The following is a 20,181-nucleotide window of genomic DNA, read 5'->3' on the forward strand; positions in this document are numbered from 1 at the left end:
CCTAGTGGGTTTCGGCGGCAGGAACGGTGGCTCCGGGTGCGGAGACGCCTTCGGGCCGCTTGCGTGCATAAAGGTAGGTTGCGGCTGCGGTGACCGCCAGGCAGGCGGCCAGGAAGACCAGGCCGGTCTGGCTGTTCCCCGTGGCGTCCTTGAGAATGCCCACAATGTAGGGCGCCACGAAGCCGCCCAGGTTGCCGAGGGAGTTGACCATGGCAAGGCCGGCTGCAGCTGCGGCACCGGTCAGGGCCGCGGAGGGCATGGCCAGGAAGGGCGCGATCGCGGAGTAGATTCCCATGGCCGCCAGGGTCAGGAAGACCATGGCGAGCACTGCGTTGACCGGGAGCAGGAAGCCGGCGCCCAGGAGGCCGACGGCGGCCAGCACCATGCTCATGCTGGCGTGCCAGACGCGGTTGCCGGTACGGTCGGAGCGCTTGCTCCAGAAGTAGACGAACACCGCAGCGATTGCGTATGGGATGAAGACGATGAACCCCACCTGGGTTGAGTCGAACTTTCCAAGCGCCTTGACGATGGTGGGCAGCCAGAGGCCGAGGCCGTAGATGCCGCACACGAGGCCGAAGTACAGCGCCGAGTAGGCGATCGTGCGGGGGTCCTTCAGGCCTGCGAGGAAGTTGTGGTTCCCGGCCTTCTGCTTGTGGGCCAACTCCTCGCTCATTGTGGTGGACAGCCATTCGCGCTCTTCCGGCGTGAGCCACTTGGCGTGCTCGGGCCGGTCCGTCATGACAAACGGGGTAATGATGCCCAGCACGATCGCCGGGATGCCCTCAAGGATGTACAGCCACTGCCATCCGTGCAGGCCGGCCACCCCCTCAAGATTCAGGAGCATGCCGGAGACGGGAGCACCCAGGGCGTTGGAGATGGGCTGGGCAAGGATGAAGATGCCCAGTACGGTGACGCGCTGCGCTGCCGGGAACCACAGGGTCAGGTAGAAGAGGATCGCAGGGAAGAAGCCGGCTTCTGCGGCGCCAAGGAGGAAGCGGATGACGTAGAAGGTGGCCTCGCCGTTCACCAGGAACATGGCCGTGGCAAAGATGCCCCAGCTGATCAGGATGCGGGCGATCCACTTGCGGGCACCAAAGCGGTACATGCCGCCGTTGCTGGGGATTTCCAGCAGTGCATAGCCCAGGAAGAAGATGCCTGCGCCCAGTCCGTAGGCGGCTTCTGTGATGCCGATGTCGCCCTGCATGCCGAGCTTGGCGAAACCGACATTGTTCCGGTCAAGGTAGGCGACGAAGTACAGCAGGACGATCAGGGGCATGAGCCTCCGGCGGACCTTGCGGAGGGTTGCCTCGCCGAGCTCGCTGAGGACGGGCGCGGCGGCACGGGAACTCATCGCGGGCCTCCGGCAGTGATGTGGGGACCCTCAAAAAGGGAATGCGCGCGCATGAAGACTCCTTTGGCTGGCGGCATTAGATGGGGATTCTGATATCAGATGTCTGATGTCTGACTGAGATTTTAGTCACAGCGCAGCGCGAGCGTCAACACAGGGGGTGGGGCGTCCCTCAGGAGGTCTGCCCTCGGAGCGCCGTGAGCCGACAGGGACGCGGCTCAGGCCGTTCAGCGGGCAGTGGTACCGGTACGGCTGGACATGGCAAGGAACTGCTCGTAGTCCTCGAAGGTCTGGGTGATATGGGCGTCCATGGCGGAGCGGGCCGTGGCAGGATCACCCGCGGCGATGGCCGCCAGGACCATTTTGTGGTGGTGGATGGCATGGCGCTGCACGTCCGGGAACGCGGAGGTCTCGCGCCGCATGGCATAAAGCAGGGTTGAGAGCTGGCCGAGCAGTGCGGGCACAAACGGGTTGCCGGAGGCGCGCAGCACCGTGTCGTGGAAGGCGATGTCGGCCACGGTCAGCGCATCGACGTCCCCGGCGTGGTGTGCCGCCTCCATTTGCTCGACACTCTCCTGCAGGGCGGTCAGGTCCGCCGGGCGATGACGCGAGGCGGCCAGTTCAGCTGCCCCGGTCTCCACCATGCGGCGGACCTCCAGCAACCGAAGGGCCACTTGGTCGGAAGCCACTCCCCTGGAGGCGGCGCGCATGATGGCATCCAGCCCGGTCCAGCGTTCAGGCGGATTGACGAACGTGCCCAGGCCGCGCTTCACGTACACAACGTCCTGGGCTTTCAGTACATTCATCGCCTCCCGGGCCGTCAGCCTGCTGACACCGGATTCCTTTGCGATGTCAGCCTCGGGCGGCAGGGCGTCGTCGGCCTTAATCTCGCCGCTCAGGATGTGCTCCAGCACCTTGTCCACGACGGCGTCGACCAGGGTGGGTCGCTTTGCTGCCATCGTCATTCCCCTGCCTGCGCGCCCACGGCGCCGTGATTTTCCTTCCCCAACATTACTCGACATGGTTGGGCCCACGCCGCCGGGCCGCCGTCGTGCTTTCAACGGTGGGTTAAACAACGAACGCGGGGCCACCCCGGCCCGTCCCATCGAATGGGCCGGAGGGGGTAACCCCGCGTTGCGCGGTCTCTCTCATAGCGCCGTTGCCAAAGGCGCGGTGTTGCTACAGGGCTGAGTAAACCTCACGGAGCAGCTTGGCGGTTTCAGACGGCGTCTTGCCAACCTTCACGCCGGCAGCCTCGAGGGCTTCCTTCTTGGCCTGGGCAGTACCGGCAGAGCCGGACACGATGGCGCCGGCGTGGCCCATGGTCTTGCCCTCGGGGGCGGTGAAGCCGGCCACGTAGCCGACGACCGGCTTGGTGACGTTGGCCTTGATGAAGTCGGCTGCGCGCTCTTCGGCGTCGCCGCCGATCTCGCCGATCATGACGATGGCCTTGGTCTCGGGGTCAGCCTCAAACGCGGCCAGGGCGTCAATGTGCGTGGTGCCGATGATGGGGTCGCCGCCGATGCCGATGGCGGTGGAGAACCCCAGGTCGCGCAGTTCGTACATCATCTGGTAGGTCAACGTGCCGGACTTGGAAACCAGACCAATGGGGCCCTTGCCGGTGATGTTGGCCGGCGTGATGCCGACCAGTGCCTCGCCTGGGGTGATGATGCCGGGGCAGTTCGGGCCGATGATGCGGGTGACCTGGTTGCCGTCGGCGTCCACCTTGGACTGGGCCAGGGCCCAGAATTCGGCGGAGTCCTGGACGGGAACGCCCTCGGTGATGACCACGACCAGGCCGATGCCGGCCTCGATGGCTTCGACAACGGCGTTCTTGGTGAATGCCGGCGGCACGAAAACGATGGAGACGTCGGCGCCGGTTTCAGCCATGGCTTCCTTGACGGTGCCGTAGACGTTGATTTCCTTATCGCCGTGCAGGACCGTGGTGCCGGCCTTGCGGGCGTTGACGCCGCCAACGATGTTGGTGCCAGCCTTGAGCATCAGGGCGGTGTGCTTGGTGCCTTCGCCGCCGGTGATGCCCTGGACGATGACCTTGGAGTCTTTGTTCAGATAAATAGACATGGTGCGTCCCTTTACTTCGCTGCGTTGGCGAGCTCGGCGGCCTTGTCGGCGCCCTCGTCCATGGTGGCGGCCAAGGTAACCAGCGGGTGGTTGGCCTCGTTGAGGATGCGGCGGCCTTCCTCGACGTTGTTGCCGTCGAGGCGGACTACCAGCGGCTTGTTGGCGGTGTGGCCCAGTTCGGCCAATGCGCCGACGATGCCCTTGGCGACGGCGTCGCACGCGGTGATGCCGCCGAAGACGTTGACGAACACGGACTTGACCTGCTCGTCGCCCAGGATGACGTCCAGGCCGGCGGCCATGACCTCGGCAGAGGCACCGCCGCCGATGTCCAGGAAGTTGGCGGGCTTGACGTTGCCGTGGTTTTCCCCAGCGTAGGCAACGACGTCCAGGGTGGACATGACCAGGCCTGCACCGTTGCCGATGATGCCCACTTCGCCGTCGAGCTTGACGTAGTTGAGGTCCTGCGCCTTTGCCTTGGCCTCAAGCGGGTCTGCAGCGTCCTTGTCCTCGAGCTGCGCGTGCTTGGCGTGGCGGAAGTCGGCGTTCTCGTCCAGGGAGACCTTGCCGTCCAGTGCCACGATGTCACCGGCGCCGGTCTTGACCAGCGGGTTGACCTCTACCAGGGTGGCGTCTTCCTTCTTGAAGACGTCCCAGAGCTTGAGGATCACGGCGGCGACCTTGCCGCGCAGTTCCTCGGCGAAGCCGGCAGCTGCGACGATTTCGTCGGCCTTGGCCTGGTCGATGCCCACGGCGGGGTCGATGGCGATCTTGGCCAGCGCTTCGGGGCGTTCGACGGCGAGCTGTTCGATTTCCATGCCGCCCTCAACCGAGCACATGGCCAGGTAGTTGCGGTTGGCCCGGTCCAGCAGGACGGAGAAGTAGTATTCCTCGGCGATGTCCGCACCCTGGGCAATCATCACCTTTTTGACGGTGTGGCCCTTGATGTCCATGCCCAGGATGTTGGAGGCGTGCTCAAACGCCTCATCGGCGGACTTTGCGACCTTGACGCCGCCGGCCTTGCCGCGGCCGCCTACCTTGACCTGCGCCTTGACAACGGTAACGCCGCCGATCTTCTCGGCAGCTGCCTTTGCTTCTTCTGGGGTGTACGCCACGATGCCGGCAAGCACGGGTACACCGTGCGCCTCGAACATATCGCGCGCCTGGTATTCAAACAGGTCCACGGTTTAGTGTCCTTCTACGTCGAAGTAGTTTCTGTACAGTCGGACACCATCTGGAAGACGATGACCGGGCTGCGGATTGCACGCACCGGCGGCCTGTTGGAAACGAGCCACGCGGCGTAATGCTCCATGGGGAACTCTAGTCCTTTGGAGGGACCGGCCCGTCCCAGAGTACCGCTTATGTGAGTAAGCACACTATTCTATGGATCGTAGAAAAACCGCGGATTTACGGGGTTTTTGGGGCCTCCGGCCGTGTATTCCGGCTGCTCCCTGCGGGGCCCTGGATCAGTTCGTAACGTTCGGGGGAAACAAAGAACCCCACGCCGGCGGAGACATTTCCGCACGCCACACCGCCGTTGTAGGCAGAACAGCGAAGGCCGTTGCGTTCCAGGTTCTGGCCGTCCTCGAGGACCGGCAACTGGGCCAGCGGGCCAGCATTGCCCCCCTTCGGTCCGTAGGCTGCCTCCATGCTTGTGACGCCCGAGCGGCATTCGCCGTAACGTGCAGCGTCCGGGGACAGCAGGGCCACGCCGCCCAGGTAGCCAAGGTGGGTTCCTGCGCAGTCGTCCTTGACGTCGCCGGGCTGGGGGGCCGGGTAGGTGGCCAGCTCACAGTGGGCCACCGGGACGATGGGCAATTTGTTGTTGGCGGCGTCGCTGTAGCGGTTCTGTTCATACGGCAGGTTCAGGTGTTCCCCCGGGACGAGGTGAGTGAGCAGGCGATGGTCCGGTCCGGGGTGATGAAGGACAGGACGTCGGTGCCGCTGGAAAAGGCCTTCGCGTCGGCAAGGGGCGCTTGTTCCAACTGCTGCATAGGCGGAAGGGGTGGAGGGGGAACGTAGGAAGGGTCCTTGGTGGTCACGCTGCACCCCGTGGCCGAGGCAAGGAAAAGGGCGGCGAGCATCCCCCATACAGTCCGTCGCATGGCCTCCATTATGCCCGGCTCCGGTCACCAAAAACGCCGTGGGCGGCGCAACCGCCGGTGGCCCCCGCGGGGGTGGGCCACCAGCCCCGCTCAGGCGTCGAGCTTGGTCAGTGGCGCGTAGCGCAGCAGCAGGCGCTTTTCCCCGACCTCGAACTTGACCTTGGCAACCGTCTTGTCCCCTGCCCCTTCAAGGGCCAGGACGGTGCCATTGCCAAAGCTCGTGTGGTTGACCTTGTCCCCCACGCTGACGGCGATGATTTCCTTTTGCGGCTGTACCCGGTTTTTCGCGATGAAGGCAGGGACGTCGGCGTTGAAGCCTGCGGAGGAATCCGCCGCAGCACCCCGTGAGGTGCCGGCACCCCAGAAGGAGCCGCTGTAGCGGCCTGATCCAATGGAGCCGCCGCCTCCCCACGACTGCCGGCTGGTCCCTTCCCGCTTCCATTCCAGGAGCTCGGCGGGAATTTCCTCCAGGAACTGGCTCGCGGGGTTGTACTGGCTCTGTCCCCACATGCTGCGCACCTCTGACCGGGTCACGTACAGCCGCTTCCGGGCACGGGTGAGGCCGACGTACGCGAGCCGGCGTTCCTCGGCCAGTTCCTTGGGGTCGGTGGCGGAACGCTGGTGCGGGAACAGCCCGTGCTCCATGCCGGTGAGGAAAACTACCGGGAATTCCAGGCCCTTTGCCGTGTGCAGGGTCATCAGGGTCACCACGCCCAGGCGCTTGGCTTCGGCTACTGCTTCATCGATGTCCGCACCGGGGGCGTCGGGGATTTGGTCAGCATCCGCCACCAGGGACACCTGTTCCAGGAACGCGGCCAGCGACCCTTCTGGGTTTTCCTGCTCGTACTCCCGCACCACGGCCACGAGCTCGGCCAGGTTCTCCACGCGGGACTCGTCCTGGGGATCGGTGCTGGAGCGCAGGGCAGCGAGATAGCCGGTCTGTTCCAGGACCGCCTCGAGTGCCGCGGCGGCACCCGACCCGGCGGCTACCTCGGCAAGGTCGTCCAGCATCTTCACGAAGCCCAGCACGGCGTTAACGGAACGGGTGGCCATTCCGGGGGCCTGGTCGGCGCGGCGTGCCGCGGCCATGAAGGACGTCCGCTCACGCTCAGCCAGGGCAGCAACGGCCCCCTCGGCGCGGTCGCCGATGCCTCGCTTTGGCTCATTCAGCACCCGGCGAAGGTTGACGTCGTCGTCAGGATTGACCAGCACGCGCAGGTACGCAAGGGCATCCTTGATTTCCTTGCGCTCGTAGAAGCGGGTGCCGCCAACAACCTTGTAAGGCAGGCCCACGCGAACCAGGACGTCCTCGATGGAGCGGGACTGGGCGTTGGTCCGGTAGAAGATGGCGACGTCGCCCGGACGCAGGTTCTCCTCGTCCTGGAGCCGGTCGATTTCCTTGGCAATGAACTGTGCTTCGTCGTGCTCGTTCTCGCCCACGTACCCGATGATCTTGTGGCCTTCGCCTTCGGCGGTCCACAGCCGTTTTTCGGGCCGGTTGGGGTTGCGCGAGATTACTGAGTTGGCAGCGCTCAGGATGTTCTGGGTGGAACGGTAGTTCTGCTCGAGCTTGATGGTGCGGGCTTCGGGGTAATCCTTTTCGAACTCCACGATGTTGCGGATGTCCGCGCCGCGGAAGGCGTAGATGGACTGGTCCGAGTCGCCAACCACGGTGAGCTCGGAGGCTCCGGGCCCTTCGCCCACGATTTCGCGGACCAGGGCGTACTGGGCGTGGTTGGTGTCCTGGTATTCGTCCACCAGGACGTGGCGGAAGCGGCGGCGGTAGGACTCAGCCAATGCCGGGAAGGCCCGGAACATGTAGACGGTCTCGGCGATGAGGTCGTCGAAGTCCATGGCGTTGGCCTGGCGAAGGCGCTGCGTGTAGCCCTTGTACACGTCTGCCACGGCGTGTTCGAAGGGGTCGTTGTAGTTGGCCGCCGAGGCAAAGGAGTCGGCGTCAATGAGTTCGTTCTTCAACGCGGAAATCTTGTGCTGGATGGCCTTGGGCGCGAACTTCTTGGGGTCCAGGTCCAGTGCCTTGGACACCTGGGTGACAAGGCGCAGGGAGTCCGCCGAGTCATAGATGGAGAAGTTGGACTTCAGCCCGACGTTCGCGGCTTCCTGGCGCAGGATCCGCACGCAGGAAGAGTGGAATGTTGAGATCCACATGATCTTGGCCCGCCCGCCCACCAGGGCTTCAATGCGCTCCCGCATCTCGGCAGCCGCTTTGTTGGTGAAGGTGATGGCCAGGATCTCGCCATGGTGGGCCCGGCCGGTGGCGATCAGGTACGCGATCCGGTTGCTGAGTACCCGCGTTTTGCCTGAACCGGCTCCGGCAACGATCAGCAGGGCAGAGCCGGCGTGTTTAACCGCTTCCTCCTGCTGGGGGTTCAATCCCTCCAGCAACTGGGCAGCATCAGGGCGGCGGTGCCCATGGTGGCCGCCGGCGTCGTGCTGGTTGCCGCCGTTCCGGTTGGACTCCTGCCAGCCGCCGGACTGGTGCTGACCATCAACGCCCGGAACCCGCATTCCGCCCGGGCCGGCCGTGGTGGCGACGCCCTCAGGCCCCGTCCTGGTGCGGGCGGTGGCGGCCGGAGCGGCCTTGAACGGTCCGTCAGAGTACGGGTCAAACAACATATCCATGGTGCCTACAAGTCTAGGCGGTGGGACCGACAACGCCTTCCAGCCTGTGGATTACTCCCGCTGCCCGGGCAGCTGGCTCAGCCCACCGAGCCGGACTGGAGGGCTGCCCGCAACTCGCGCACCGCCGTCGTTCCGCCGGCGATGAACCACTCCAGCCCGTTGACGCGCACGGTGTCCACAGCGCCCCCGGCCGCCCGGACGATGGCCTTGCCAGGCAGCCAGTCCCATTCCGGGCAGCTGTGCTGGAACCAACACCCCAGCTGCCCCTCCGCCACGCGGCCCAGGTCGCAGGAACCGGACCCCAGCATGCGAAGGGAGGCTGCGGACGTGGCCGCCGCGTGCCAGGGCATGGCGCACATGGGGTCCATCAGCCAGGTGGGGTGGATGTAGGTTGCCGCCCCCAGCTCGGAGACATTCGTGGCGTTGCGCCTGCCACCATCGTCGCTGAAGGACGTCAGCGCTTCACCGTTGAGGGTGGCTGCCCTGTCCCGTCCGCCCAGCCACAGTTTGTTTTCCTCGGGCTGGAAGACAGCGCCCAGCAGTACGTCCCCGTGGTCCTTGAGGGCTATGGCTGAACACCAGTATGTGGAGCCGTGCAGGAAGTTGTAGGTGCCGTCCACCGGGTCAATCACCCAGGTGCGGCCGCTGGTGCCCTGGACGGAGGCGCCCTCCTCGCCCAGGATGCCGTCCTCCGGCCGGCAGCGGCGCAGCTGCTCCAGCACGTAGGCCTCGGCGGCGTGGTCGGCCGCGGTCACCACATCGGAGACGGAGGTCTTTTGTTCCGATTCCAGGCCGGCCATGCGCATGAGCAGCGCCAACTGTCCGGCTTCGCGGACCAGCGCCGCCGCCAGTTCGTAGTCGTCCAATGAGGGGTCAAGAACAGCTGCGCTGTGTCGGCCAGTGGTCATGGGTTCAGTTTATGGGGCGGGATAATGGTGCCATGGCCAAAACCCCTGCCCAGCGGATCAAGAAGCACGGCGCCAATGCGGTTGTGCCGCAGCACCATCTGCCACCGGTGGTCAACCCCACCACGGCGCGCACGCCCGAGAAGGCGCAAGCCAACAGCAACCTGATCGTGATCGCCGGCGTGGTGGCGAGCCTGTTCCTGTTCTGGTACCTGCACCTGCTGACCCTGAACCAGATGACCCAGCTCTCCCAGGATATGGCCATGCCGGATTCGCTGGTGGGCGGTTTCGACACCGGTTACATCGGCCGGCTGCAGGGCGTCATGAACGCCGATGCCCTGGGCCAGCTGGGCTACGTCCACAAGACCGCCGGGACCCTTTTCCCGCTGATCTTCGGCTTTACGTGGCTGCTGCTCATCGGCACCAACGTGGCGCGGAAGGCACTGCGGTGGGCATTGTGGGCTGCGCCCATGCTGTTCGTGGTGGTCCGCCTGTGGGGCAACGTGGCCGTTGATGCCATGATGGGCACGCCAGGTCCCGACGCCGGGCAGGTCGCTTTGGCATCCGGCCTTACCGTTGCCGGCTGGGTACTTTTGGTGCTGAGCCTCGTGGCCGGCGCCGTGGCAGTGTTCCTCAACAGAAGGAACAGGAAACAGCACTAGCCGGCGGTTGCCCGTGCGGAGGCCACTGCCTCGCGCCGTTGCTTCCGGTGCCGGTGCACCCGCTGCGCAATGACCAGCCCGGCGGCGGCCATTCCCACCGTTACCGGATAACCCATCAGCCGTTCCAGCGTCCCTGGTTCCGGCACCCTCATGTGGGTCAGGCCTCCCGTGGTGAGCGCCGCCAGCGAGACGCCGCCGCACACCAGCAGGAACCAGGCCATCCCGGTCTTCCGCAGCCAGAGGATACCCAGGACCACCAATGCCGCCCCGCCGGCAGCGAAGTACATTACGGCGCCTGCGTAGTGCCACGGGGAGCCGGCGTCTTCCGGCACCAGTCCCACCACCACGGTTCCAACCCCGGCGGCTCCGGTGAGCAGGCGGACCGCGGCGGCCGCCAGCCACGGCTTCCTGCGGCTCCAGTCCACCCGGGTGCCGGGCCGGGCGGCCACGCGCAGCAGTCCCGAGGTCAGCAGTATCGCCCCCACCAGCAGGCCCAGGCCCTGGACCACGAATGAGGCGTTCATCAGCCAGTTCAACGGCGAGCAGACGTCCCGGCCCAAGTAGATCCCGCAACGGAGTGCACCCAGGTCACTGATGTATCCGGTACGCAGGTCGTAGGGGCGGGGGCCGGCCCATGCCATAGCCACCACAGCTTCCGCCAGGAAATACTGCAGGACGCTCAAAACTGCCCACGCACCGATGTAATGCCGGGTGGACGCAACGTTCGGGATGAAGGCAACGGCAGGAGCGGCACCAGGGGCTGGACTCATGCCTTGAGCGTAGTACGGCCCGGCACCTTGTATGCTTGTAACCGTGTCCGGACGGACCGGCCCAGCCGAACCACCGGATGCCCGCCCTCGTAGCTCAGTGGATAGAGCACGGCTCTCCTAAAGCCGGTGTCGTTGGTTCGATTCCAATCGAGGGCACTTGAACTCCAGTTCCCCGGAGCCCGGCCTCCGCGCCTACCTGCTGGGCAGCTACCGGACCACCGCCCCCGGCGCAGCGGGCCGCTGGCGGGTGGAACGGGACCTGCTGGACAGGTCGGACGGCACCCGCGGCACCTTTTCCGGCGTCGTGCTTTTCACTCCAATGGACGACGACGGCCTGTTCCTTCGCGAGGAAGGCACCATGCGCTGGCCTTCCTTCACCGGCCCCGCCACGCGTGAGTATGTCCTTGGGCCCACAGCGCGGTCCGACGCGCTGGACGTGTTCTTTCCCGACGGCAGGGCATTTCACTGCATGAGCTTCACCACCGAGGCGAGCAACGACACTCACTGGTGCGACCCCGACACCTACCGCGTGACCTACACGTACCAGTCACACGACCGGTTCAGCTACAGCTGGGATGTCACCGGTCCCCGCAAGGACCTGTTGCTGGTCTCGCACCTGGAAAGGATTTCCCCGTGAAGGACCGGATCGTGGTGTCCGCCGTCTGCGTGTTCGATGACGCCGGACGCCTCCTGACCGTGAGGAAACGCGGTACGGGCATGTTCATGCATCCCGGCGGCAAACCCGAACCCGGCGAGACGGCCATCCAGGCCGCCGCACGTGAGCTCGCCGAAGAAGTGGGCATCGTGGTCCAACCGGAGGATCTTGAACTCATGGGGGTCTGGATCGCGGACGCCGCCAACGAGGCCGCCACCGACATCGAAGCCACTGTGTTCCGCGCCCCGGGCACGTGGCGGGCCAGCCCGGCGGCCGAGATCGCCGAGATCCGCTGGCTGGACATCAGGCGTCATGGCGGCGGCCAGGCCCTCCCCCGGGACCTGGCGCCGCTGCTGACGGACCACATCCTGCCCCTGCTGGCGGCCGCCCCCATGGAACTGACGGACTAGAACCCCGGAATTAGAACTCCGGGACGGCTTCCTGCGCCACGGCCGTGGCCTCGGCAAACTGCGTCTGGTACAGCTCGGCGTAGCGGCCGCCGGCGGCCAGCAGTTCGGTGTGGGTGCCGCGTTCCACGATTTGGCCGCCCTCCACCACCAGGATGGCGTCTGCCGCGCGGACGGTGGACAGCCGGTGCGCAATCACGACGGCGGTACGCCCCTCGAGTGCGGCGCCCAGGGCTGCCTGCACGGCGGCTTCGTTCGTGGAGTCAAGCGCGGCAGTGGCCTCATCGAGAATGACCACCCGCGGCTGGGCAATGAGGAGCCGGGCGATGGTCAGGCGCTGGCGTTCGCCGCCGGAAAGCCGGTAGCCGCGCTCCCCCACCACTGTCTCCAGGCCGTCCGGCAGGGACCTGATCATGGTCTCCAGCCGGGCCTGGCGCAGGACGTCCCACATGTCGTCGTCCGTGGCGTCGGGCCGGGCCAGCCGAAGGTTGGAGGCGATGGTTTCGTGGAACAGGTGGCCGTCCTGGGTGACCATGCCCAGGGTGTCCCGCAGCGAGTCGAAGGTAGTGTCCCGGACGTCCAGCCCCGTCCCCGGCACAGTGCCGCCGAGCCGCACGGCGCCCGAGTCGACGTCGTAAAGCCTCGACAGCAGCTGGGCAATCGTCGACTTACCGGCGCCGGAGGAGCCCACCAGGGCCACCGTCTGTCCTGGTTCCACCCGGAAGCTGACGCCGTGCAGCACTTCCTCGCCGCCCCTGGTGTCAAGGGTCGAAACCTCTTCCAGGGATGCCAAGGAGACCTTGTCCGCGGAGGGGTAGGCGAACCGGACGTTGTCGAACTCCACGGACACGGGCCCGGCAGGAACGGGCACGGCGTCCGGCTTCTGCTGGATCAGCGGTTTCAGGTCCAGGATCTCAAAGACCCGTTCAAAACTGACCAGCGCGCTCATGACTTCAACGCGGGCGTTGGACAGGGCAGTGAGCGGGGCATAGAGCCGTGTCAGCAGCAGCGCCAGGACCACCACGTCCCCGGGCGCGAGCTGGCCGCCCAGGGCGAGCCAGCCGCCCAGTCCGTAGACCAGCGCGAGCGCGAGCGCGGACACCAGGGTCAGGGCGGTGACGAACGTGAACTGCAGCATGGCCATGCGGACGCCGATGTCGCGGACGCGGCCCGCGCGGGCAGCGAACTCGCGGGATTCCTCATCCGGGCGGCCGAACAGCTTCACCAGCGTGGCGCCGGGCGCGGAGAACCGCTCCGTCATCTGGGTGCCCATGGCGGCGTTGTGCGCAGCGGCTTCGCGGCGCAGGTCCGCCAGTTTGGAGCCCATGCGGCGGGCCGGGATCAGGAAGATCGGCAGCAGGACCATGGCGAGCACGGTGACCAGCCAGGACTTATTGAGCATCACGACCAGGGTCAGGGCCAGCGCCACGGAGTTGCTCACCACGCCGGAGAGCGTGCCGGCAAAGGCGGACTGCGCTCCGATGACGTCGTTGTTGAGGCGGCTGACCAAGGCTCCAGTCCGGGTGCGGGTGAAGAAGGCAATGGGCATTCGCTGCACGTGGTCGAACACCCGGGTGCGCAGGTCCACGATGACGCCTTCGCCGATGGTCGAGGACAGCCAGCGGGTCAACAGCCCCACTCCCGCTTCGCCCACCGCCACGATGGCGATCAGCACCGCCAGCCAGATCACGGTACCGGCATCTGTCTTGGCGATGATGGCGTCAACCACCTGGCCGGCAAGCACCGGGGTGGCGACGGCCAGGAAGGCCGCGGCGACGGAGGAAAGCACGAAGGCGATGAGCTTTCCCCGATGCGGGGCGGCAAAGGCGAGCACCCGTTTCAGGGTTTCTTTGGAAAACGGCTTGGAAGCGCTCTTTGCGGTGCTGATGTTGTAGAGCGAGCTCCAGGCCACGCGGTCCATGCTCATGGTTACTTCTCCTGGCTTGCAGTGTGGTGGAGTTCCTGGACGTTCCCGCTATCCAGGTGCCACCGGTAGTCGAGTCGGACGTTTTCCAGCAGCCGGCGGTCGTGGGTGACCAGCAGCAGGGCTCCGTCGTAGCTTTCAAGGGCCTCTTCCAGCTGCTCGATGGCGGGCAGGTCGAGGTGGTTGGTGGGTTCGTCCAGTACCAGCAGGTTCACGCCCCGTGCCTGGAGCAGCGCAAGGGCCGCCCGCGTCCGTTCCCCCGGCGACAGCGAGTCCACAGTCCTTGAAGTGTGGTCCGCCTTGAGGCCGAACTTGGCCAGGAGTGTGCGCACGTCGGCACTGTTCCAGTCCGGCAGCACCGCTTCGACGGCGTCGCCCAGCGGCAGCCCCCCGTCCAGCAGGCCGCGGGCCTGGTCAATCTCGCCGACGGCGACAGAGGCACCCATGGAGGCATCGCCGTCGTCCGGTGCCTGGGTTCCCAGCAGCAGGCGCAGGAGGGTGGATTTGCCGGCCCCGTTCGGGCCGGTGATGCCCACCCGCTCACCGCCGTTGAGCTGCAGGTTGACCGGCCCCAGCGTGAAACCGCCCTGGCGTGCCACCGCATTGCGCAAAGTGGCGACGACGGCACTGGAGCGGGGCGCCTGGCCGATGCTGAACTGGAGCTGCCATTCCTTCCGGGGCTCCTCCACTACGTCCAGCCGGGCGATGCGGGATTCCATTTGCCGGACCTTCTGCGCCTGCTTCTCCGAGGACTCCGTGCTGGCGGCGCGCCGGATCTTGTCGTTGTCCGGGTTCTTCTTCATGGCGTTCCTGACGCCCTGCGAGCTCCACTCCCGCTGGGTCCGCGCCCGGGACACCAGGTCTGCCTTGGTGGCCGCAAACTCCTCGTACTTCTCGCGGGCGTGCCTACGCGCCACGGCGCGTTCCTCCAGGAAGGCGTCGTAGCCGCCGTCGTAGACGGCCACGCTGTTCTGCGCAAGGTCCAGCTCGACCACCCGGGTCACGCAGCGGGCAAGGAACTCGCGGTCATGGCTGACCAGCACCACTCCGCCGCGCAGCCCCGTCACGAAGTTCTCCAGAGTGGCCAGGCCGGCCAGGTCGAGGTCGTTGGTGGGCTCATCCAGCAGGACGACGTCGAAGCGGCTCAGCAGAAGGGCGGCCAGTGCCACGCGGGCCGCCTGGCCGCCGGAAAGCCCTGTCATCAGCGCATCCGGGCCAGCGTCCAGGCCCAGCTCCGCGAGCACCGCCGGGATCCGGTCGTCCAGGTCGGCGGCACCGGAGGCCATCCAGCGGTCAAAGGCACGGGCGTAGGCGTCGTCAGCGCCCGGAGCCCCGGACCCCAAAGCCTCAGCGGTGGACTCCATCTCGCGGGTTGCTTCAATGCAGCCGGTCCGGCGGGAGATGTAGGCTGCTACGGTCTCCCCCGGGACACGCTCGTGCTCCTGGGGCAGCCAGCCGACAAAAGCGTCCGAGGGGGCGAGGCTGACCGACCCCTCGTGTGGCTGGTCCACGCCGGCAAGGAGGCGCAGCAGTGTGGACTTTCCGGCACCGTTCGCGCCGACAACGCCCACCACGTCGCCCGGGGCCACCGTCAGCGAGAGCCTGGAAAAAAGCGTGCGGTGGCCGTGGCCTCCGGAGATGTCCTTGGCAACAAGGGTTGCAGTCATCGAATTCGTCCTTTCGCCGCTGCCCGGGCAGCCTTTGACGGCCGGCAGAGGCGGCAAAAACCGGACCGCGGCGCCGCTTGGGCTGCAGGACATAGAAGAACCCGCTGGTCCGGACTTGGGGGGTGTACGGACCAGCGGGCTCGACCATCAACTATAGACGACTGCGGACTGTCAGCAAAATCCGTGGCACGGCGCGCACCCCCGGCCACGGTAAAATCAGTCACACCCCTCCCGTCCCGCAGAGAGTCCTCCATGACCCTTTCCGCCAAGGCGTTCCAGCGCTGGCTGCAAAGCATCGCCCCCGATGCCAGCACCGCCGATGTCTGCCGGATCTCCGGGATCAAACGGACCACGCTGGCCCAGCAGCTGGTCCGGGGCAAGGTGTCCGTGAGCACGGTGGTGAGCATCAGCCGCGCTTACAAAATCAATCCCGTCGCCGCGCTTGCCGGGTTTGACGCCTACAGGGTCCTTGCAGGGCCGGCTCGTCCCCCCACCAGGAATGAACTGGTAAGCCAGATCTCCACGGCGGACCTCCTGCGCGCGCTGCTTGTCCGGCCAGCCATGGAGGCGGTGCACTCAGCGGAGGCACCCGCGCTCACCCCTGCCCCCCACGCCACCTCGGTGAAGAACTGGGTGGACGCGATAGACGACGGCGAGGTGCGGCACAGGGTGTCGGCCGCCACGGGGGTAGCCCCGCAAAACTATTCCGCCCAGTTAACTGCCAACAGGCTCTCCCCCGAGCTTGCGGTGGCTACCGCGCTGGCGGCCGGGGTGGGCCCGGCGGGCGGCCTGGTGGCAACCGGGGTCATAACGGAGGAGGAGGCCGGGTGGCCTCCTGGAGCGAGGCAGGCAGCCCTCGACAGCCTCTCCGACGGAGAGCTCGTGGCACTTGCCGGGGAGAGGCTTCAATCATTGGGGAAAGTGCTGCGCCGCCAGGAGCAGGACCAAGCGCAGACTGAGAAGATTTGGGAGAACCTGGGATGATCGAGATACTTCAGTGGAGCACGCTGGCGATATGCGCCCTTGTCGCAGCTGCCCGCATTCCCAGCACCCTCCGGGGGGAGAACCGCTCCCTATTCGGCATTTTCTCCTTGATGACCCTTGCGATCCTGCTGAGCATCCAGGGGCCTTACGTGGTGATCGACCAGGCGATGGGCGGGATCAACCTGGCCAACCTGCTGCTCCGCTTCGTGATCTTTGGGGCCATCTTCTTCCTGGGCGTCCGCATTTCCAGGGGCTTCGGGGCTGACAGCGCCCACCGGCTCATCACCGGGAAGGCCGGGATGGTGGTCCTGGTCGCCGTCTCGGTTGTCATGGTGGCGCTGTTCTTCATGATGGACACTGCCGGGTCCTCCGCGGGACTGGTGGCCATCTCCGGGAAGGATGCCCGCCATTTCGCGCTCGTTGAGTACTACGGCGCCGCCGGCCGTGCCTACCCGGCCTACGTTGCCCTGGCCCTGCTGCCGTCCATGGTGCGGGCAGTCCGCGACAGGCTCCCCGTGCTCGTACGCATCGCCGCTGCCCTGCTGGCCCTGGGCGGAATTGCCGTGGCCCTTACGCTGCTGTTTCCGGTCATCCCACCCTCGCTTGGCTCGATTGAGTTCATCATCAACTACACGGCCATCCTGTGCTTTGTCATTGGACTGGCCCTGATCTGGGCCGCAAGGGTGGTCAACGGACGCAGTGCGGCCCGGCGCAGGACATCTACCGAAACGTAACCTTCTCCGGCTTTCACAAAATCATTAGAATGTGAAACAATCATGAATGTGTGAAGGCGGGGCTGCCCGGCGTTTTCGAACGGGGATAAATTCTGGAATGCCGTAGCCCCGGGGGCCTTTGCACACATTGGGGGGATGAGTGGTGGCGGATCGTTGGGGAACCGCCCCCACTCAGCCTGTTTAAGCCCCTTTTCAGTCTGAGCCAGCCCACCGACCCGCCGCCCCGGTTACGTCCTGGCGAACCGCAGGGTGACCAGCTGGAACGGGCGGAGCGTAAGCTCGGCGCTGTTGGCCGCGGTCACAACTCCGGGAGTTTCGGCAGGGCGCTCCAAAAGATCTGTGGCCACAACATCCTGAACCGGGAAGTTGGCCGTGATGGTTCCGGCGGAGCGCTGCCCCAAGGACTCGTAGAGGCGGACCACCACGTCATCTGAACCGTCCTGGGCCAGTTTCACTGCCTCGACCACTATGGCGGGGTTATCGACAGAGAACAGCGGTTGCACCGCCGAGGAGCCTTGGACCAGCCGGGGTTGAAGGTTGGTCCGGTACCCTTCCTGGACGGCACCGGCAATATCGGCACCCGGCCGGACGGCCACCGTCAGCTCATGGCGGCCGCGGTCGGCGTCCGGGTCGGGGTACTTTGGCGCCCGCAACAGGGACAGGCGCACCATGGTGGTGGTCCCGCCGTCGGCGTCCCTGGTGCTCCTGGCCACGTCGTGGCCGTACGTGGACGAATTGGACACCGCCACGCCGTAGCCGGCCTCGCCCACGTGGATCCACCGGTGGGCGCAGATTTCAAACTTCGCCGCCTCCCAGGAGGTATTGGTGTGCGTGGGCCGGAAGACGTGGCCGAACTGCGTTTCGGCAGCCGACCGGTCTGCCCGGACGTCCAGGGCGAAGCCAAGCTTCAGCAGCTTCTCGCGCTCCTGCCAGTCCACGGATGTGGTGATCTCCAGGGACGGGCTGCCGGGGGCCAGGGTGATGCGCTGGGTCAGCGGCGACGTGCCGGCCATCCGCTCCACCACCACTACGGCGCTCCCGCCGTCACCGGCGCTGCGGACAGACTCCGCGTGGACCAGCGGCGTGACGTTGCGCCGATAGAACTCATCGATGTCCCAGGCATCCCATTCATTGGGGGTGTCCCTGTGCAGTTCCAGGAGGTTGCCGCGCTGTCCCGGGGCGATTGCCTCGCGGCCGCTGGCGTAATCGCGCAGGGAGGAGATGAGCCCGTCAGCGTCCACAATGGCCCGGATGATCCCGTTATCCAGGATGTAGCCGCCGTCATGCGGGAGGGCCTCCGCCGGTTCCGCGTGCGGCTGGGGCTCCCCTGCCGCCAGCGCAGGGACACCGTCCCTGGCGTGCGGGGCGGCGTTGAGCAGGAACGTCCGGTCACCGGAGCCCAGCATGGCAGCCGCTGCCCGGCTGATCAGTGCCTCCAGGGCTGCCGCGATGGCCTGGTAGTTGCGCTCGGCGTCCTGGTGGACCCAGGCGATGGAGCTGCCCGGAAGGATGTCGTGGAACTGCTGCAGCAGCACCAACTGCCAAAGACGCCTGAGCTCCGCGTAGGGGTACTCGAAGGTGCCACCGGTTCGGACGGCTGCCGTGGCGCACCACAGCTCCGCTTCGCGCAGCAGGTGCTCGCTGCGCCGGTTGCCCTTCTTGGTGCGGGCCTGGCTGGTGTAGGTTCCGCGGTGCAGCTCCAGGTACATTTCGCCCACCCAGACCGGAAGGCCCGGATAGTCTTCCTCGGCCTGCAGGAAGAAACTCTCCGCTGAACCGATGCGGACCTTCGGGGATCCTTCAAGGTCGGCGGTGCGGGCGGCTGCCGCAAGCATTTCGCGGGTGGGGCCGCCGCCGCCGTCGCCGTAGCCGAACGGCACCAGTGACACGGTGCCGCGCCCGTGGTCCCGGTAGTTTCGTTCGGCATGGGCCAGGTCCCTGCCGCTGAGGTCGGAGTTGTAGGTGTCCACCGGAGGGAAGTGGGTGAACAGCCGGGTGCCGTCGATCCCCTCCCAGTTGAAGGTGTGGTGCGGCATCCTGTTGGTCTGGTTCCAGGAGATCTTCTGCGTGAGGAACCACCGGCTGCCAGCAGCCTTGACGATTTGGGGCAGCGCCGCACTGTAGCCGAATGAGTCCGGAAGCCACGCCTCCCTGCACTCGACGCCGAACTCGGCCAGGAAGAAGCCCTTGCCTTCCACGAACTGCCTGGCCATGGCTTCACCCCCGGGCATGTTGGTGTCCGACTCCACCCACATGCCGCCCACCGGAACGAACTGGCCCGTCCGCACCTTGTCCCGGATCCGGCTGAAGAGTTCCGGGTACAGCTCCTTGATCCAGGCCAACTGCTGGGCGGAGGAACAGGAGAAGACAAAGTCCGGGTCCTCGTCCATCAGCGCCACTACGTTGGAAAAAGTCCTGGCGCATTTGCGGACGGTTTCCCGCACCGGCCACAGCCAGGCGGAGTCAATGTGCGCATGCCCGGTGGCAACCAGTTGATGCGCCGATGCATATGCGGGCCTGGCGAGGACCCCGGCGAGCGCCTGGCGTCCTGCCGCGGCGGTCCCTGCGACGTCGTCGGGATCCATGACATCCATCATGCGTTCCAGGGCCCGGAGGATCTCATGGCGGCGGGGAAGTTCCAGCGGGAGTTGTTCCATGAGGCCGGCCAGCGTCCAGATGTCCTGCTGAAGTTCCCACACGCACTGGTTCAGCTCAGCAATGGCGATGGTTCCCAGCCGGTACTGCGGCGCTCCCCCGGCGGTCGCTTTGTCACCCAACGGGGTGGCGGCAAAAGTCCAGCCCTGCGCCATGTCAGGGTTTGCTGCCGCCTCGACGTAAAAGTCCACTGCCATGCCGCTGCCCAACAGTTTCAGCGGGATGTACTGGTTGCGGGGCGAGATTGCCTTGATGATGCTGCCGTCAGGCCGCCACGCTATCCCTTCGCACTGGAATCCGGGCGCCTCGGTGGTGAACCCCAGGTCCACCACCACTTCCACCGTGGTGTCCGGGCCGCCCCAGGACTCGGGTACCTCCCCTTGCAGCCGCAGCCAGGTGGTGCCCCAAGGCCGCCCCCAGGGGGCACCGTGCTCCTGCGGCCGGAACTCCTGCCGCATCGCTTCCAGTGCAGGAACCGGTTCGTCAGGGACTTCCCAACTGCTCAGGTCAAGCGGGACCGACCTGCTGTACACGGCGGGATCGATGCGCTCGCGCACAAACCTTGCCAGCCGGACTTCCGTGATCCTGCGGTCGTCATGCAATATTTGTCCTCTTTAACCTTGAGACTGGATCATCGCGTCCA

Annotated in this window: 15 protein-coding genes, 1 tRNA gene and 1 pseudogene; 6 read left to right on the top strand and 11 right to left on the bottom strand. The window is 66.2% G+C overall.

Annotated features, from left to right (window positions below):
* Position 1: 1 nt before the first annotated feature.
* The 7 genes and pseudogenes from J2X98_RS16190 to J2X98_RS16220 all read right to left on the bottom strand — a co-directional run bounded on the left by J2X98_RS16190 (position 2) and on the right by J2X98_RS16220 (position 9,083).
* Positions 2-1,351 (bottom strand): MFS transporter, encoded by a 1,350-nt coding sequence (locus tag J2X98_RS16190; protein ID WP_307310186.1) that lies wholly within the window; start codon positions 1,349-1,351, stop codon positions 2-4.
* Between the two features lie 224 nt (positions 1,352-1,575).
* Positions 1,576-2,307: a FadR/GntR family transcriptional regulator gene (locus J2X98_RS16195; RefSeq protein WP_141946541.1), complete on the bottom strand. Its 732-nt coding sequence runs from the start codon at positions 2,305-2,307 to the stop codon at positions 1,576-1,578.
* A gap of 220 nt (positions 2,308-2,527) precedes the next feature.
* Positions 2,528-3,430, bottom strand: coding sequence for a succinate--CoA ligase subunit alpha (gene sucD / locus J2X98_RS16200; protein WP_236801197.1), 903 nt, complete (start codon positions 3,428-3,430; stop codon positions 2,528-2,530).
* Between the two features lie 11 nt (positions 3,431-3,441).
* Positions 3,442-4,611 carry an ADP-forming succinate--CoA ligase subunit beta gene (gene sucC, locus J2X98_RS16205; protein ID WP_141943460.1) on the bottom strand — a complete coding sequence of 390 codons (1,170 nt, stop codon included), beginning with the start codon at positions 4,609-4,611 and terminating at the stop codon, positions 3,442-3,444.
* Positions 4,612-4,834: 223 nt separating this feature from the next.
* Positions 4,835-5,511: pseudogene (locus tag J2X98_RS16210) on the bottom strand (hypothetical protein).
* 111 nt (positions 5,512-5,622) lie between these two features.
* Positions 5,623-8,169, bottom strand: coding sequence for a DNA helicase PcrA (gene pcrA, locus J2X98_RS16215; RefSeq protein WP_373460911.1), 2,547 nt, complete (start codon positions 8,167-8,169; stop codon positions 5,623-5,625).
* 83 nt (positions 8,170-8,252) lie between these two features.
* Positions 8,253-9,083, bottom strand: coding sequence for an inositol monophosphatase family protein (locus J2X98_RS16220; RefSeq protein WP_141943465.1), 831 nt, complete (start codon positions 9,081-9,083; stop codon positions 8,253-8,255).
* A gap of 32 nt (positions 9,084-9,115) precedes the next feature.
* Between J2X98_RS16220 and J2X98_RS16225 the strand changes: the two genes are divergently transcribed.
* The gene (locus J2X98_RS16225) at positions 9,116-9,742 is read left to right on the top strand and encodes a hypothetical protein (RefSeq protein WP_307310194.1); all 627 of its coding nucleotides are present in this window, start codon (positions 9,116-9,118) and stop codon (positions 9,740-9,742) included.
* On the opposite strand, the gene J2X98_RS16230 is transcribed toward J2X98_RS16225, so the two are convergent.
* Positions 9,739-10,512 carry a DUF998 domain-containing protein gene (locus J2X98_RS16230; RefSeq protein WP_307310197.1) on the bottom strand — a complete coding sequence of 258 codons (774 nt, stop codon included), beginning with the start codon at positions 10,510-10,512 and terminating at the stop codon, positions 9,739-9,741. The genes J2X98_RS16225 and J2X98_RS16230 overlap by 4 nt on opposite strands.
* Positions 10,513-10,595: 83 nt before the next feature.
* Between J2X98_RS16230 and J2X98_RS16235 the strand changes: the two genes are divergently transcribed.
* The 3 genes from J2X98_RS16235 (at position 10,596) to J2X98_RS16245 (ending at position 11,577) form a co-directional block, all read left to right on the top strand.
* Positions 10,596-10,668: transfer RNA gene (locus J2X98_RS16235), tRNA-Arg, on the top strand.
* A 1-nt stretch (position 10,669) separates the two neighbouring features.
* Positions 10,670-11,149 carry a DUF6314 family protein gene (locus J2X98_RS16240; RefSeq protein ID WP_307310200.1) on the top strand — a complete coding sequence of 160 codons (480 nt, stop codon included), beginning with the start codon at positions 10,670-10,672 and terminating at the stop codon, positions 11,147-11,149.
* Positions 11,146-11,577 (top strand): NUDIX hydrolase, encoded by a 432-nt coding sequence (locus J2X98_RS16245; protein WP_141943470.1) that lies wholly within the window; start codon positions 11,146-11,148, stop codon positions 11,575-11,577. Before J2X98_RS16240 ends, J2X98_RS16245 begins: the two co-directional genes overlap by 4 nt.
* Before the next feature lie 10 nt (positions 11,578-11,587).
* Here J2X98_RS16245 and J2X98_RS16250 read toward each other — a convergent pair whose 3' ends face one another.
* Positions 11,588-13,501 (bottom strand): ABC transporter ATP-binding protein, encoded by a 1,914-nt coding sequence (locus J2X98_RS16250; RefSeq protein WP_141943472.1) that lies wholly within the window; start codon positions 13,499-13,501, stop codon positions 11,588-11,590.
* Between the two features lie 2 nt (positions 13,502-13,503).
* Positions 13,504-15,165, bottom strand: coding sequence for an ABC-F family ATP-binding cassette domain-containing protein (locus J2X98_RS16255; RefSeq protein WP_141943474.1), 1,662 nt, complete (start codon positions 15,163-15,165; stop codon positions 13,504-13,506).
* A 252-nt stretch (positions 15,166-15,417) separates the two neighbouring features.
* Between J2X98_RS16255 and J2X98_RS16260 the strand changes: the two genes are divergently transcribed.
* Positions 15,418-16,149: a hypothetical protein gene (locus J2X98_RS16260; RefSeq protein ID WP_141943475.1), complete on the top strand. Its 732-nt coding sequence runs from the start codon at positions 15,418-15,420 to the stop codon at positions 16,147-16,149.
* Entirely contained in the window at positions 16,146-16,883 is a 738-nt protein-coding gene (locus J2X98_RS16265) for a hypothetical protein (protein ID WP_141943478.1), read from the top strand. The genes J2X98_RS16260 and J2X98_RS16265 overlap by 4 nt, the downstream gene beginning before the upstream one ends.
* A 227-nt stretch (positions 16,884-17,110) precedes the next feature.
* Here the strand turns inward: J2X98_RS16265 and J2X98_RS16270 are convergent, their stop codons facing one another.
* Positions 17,111-20,140, bottom strand: coding sequence for an alpha-mannosidase (locus J2X98_RS16270; RefSeq protein ID WP_141943480.1), 3,030 nt, complete (start codon positions 20,138-20,140; stop codon positions 17,111-17,113).
* Between the last annotated feature and the right edge of the window lie 41 nt (positions 20,141-20,181).

It is taken from the genome of Pseudarthrobacter enclensis (genome assembly GCF_030811655.1).
Classification (GTDB): Bacteria; Actinomycetota; Actinomycetes; order Actinomycetales; family Micrococcaceae; genus Arthrobacter; species Arthrobacter enclensis_A.

What these genes read in the sequence shown, in the direction of transcription:
- J2X98_RS16190 (WP_307310186.1), bottom strand. Translation starts at nt 1,351, where the DNA reads ATGAGTTCCCGTGCCGCCGCGCCCGTCCTCAGCGAGCTCGGCGAGGCA.
- J2X98_RS16195 (WP_141946541.1), bottom strand. Translation starts at nt 2,307, where the DNA reads ATGGCAGCAAAGCGACCCACCCTGGTCGACGCCGTCGTGGACAAGGTG.
- sucD (WP_236801197.1), bottom strand. Translation starts at nt 3,430, where the DNA reads ATGTCTATTTATCTGAACAAAGACTCCAAGGTCATCGTCCAGGGCATC.
- pcrA (WP_373460911.1), bottom strand. Translation starts at nt 8,169, where the DNA reads ATGTTGTTTGACCCGTACTCTGACGGACCGTTCAAGGCCGCTCCGGCC.
- J2X98_RS16220 (WP_141943465.1), bottom strand. Translation starts at nt 9,083, where the DNA reads ATGACCACTGGCCGACACAGCGCAGCTGTTCTTGACCCCTCATTGGAC.
- J2X98_RS16225 (WP_307310194.1), top strand. Translation starts at nt 9,116, where the DNA reads ATGGCCAAAACCCCTGCCCAGCGGATCAAGAAGCACGGCGCCAATGCG.
- J2X98_RS16230 (WP_307310197.1), bottom strand. Translation starts at nt 10,512, where the DNA reads ATGAGTCCAGCCCCTGGTGCCGCTCCTGCCGTTGCCTTCATCCCGAAC.
- J2X98_RS16250 (WP_141943472.1), bottom strand. Translation starts at nt 13,501, where the DNA reads ATGAGCATGGACCGCGTGGCCTGGAGCTCGCTCTACAACATCAGCACC.
- J2X98_RS16255 (WP_141943474.1), bottom strand. Translation starts at nt 15,165, where the DNA reads ATGACTGCAACCCTTGTTGCCAAGGACATCTCCGGAGGCCACGGCCAC.
- J2X98_RS16260 (WP_141943475.1), top strand. Translation starts at nt 15,418, where the DNA reads ATGACCCTTTCCGCCAAGGCGTTCCAGCGCTGGCTGCAAAGCATCGCC.
- J2X98_RS16265 (WP_141943478.1), top strand. Translation starts at nt 16,146, where the DNA reads ATGATCGAGATACTTCAGTGGAGCACGCTGGCGATATGCGCCCTTGTC.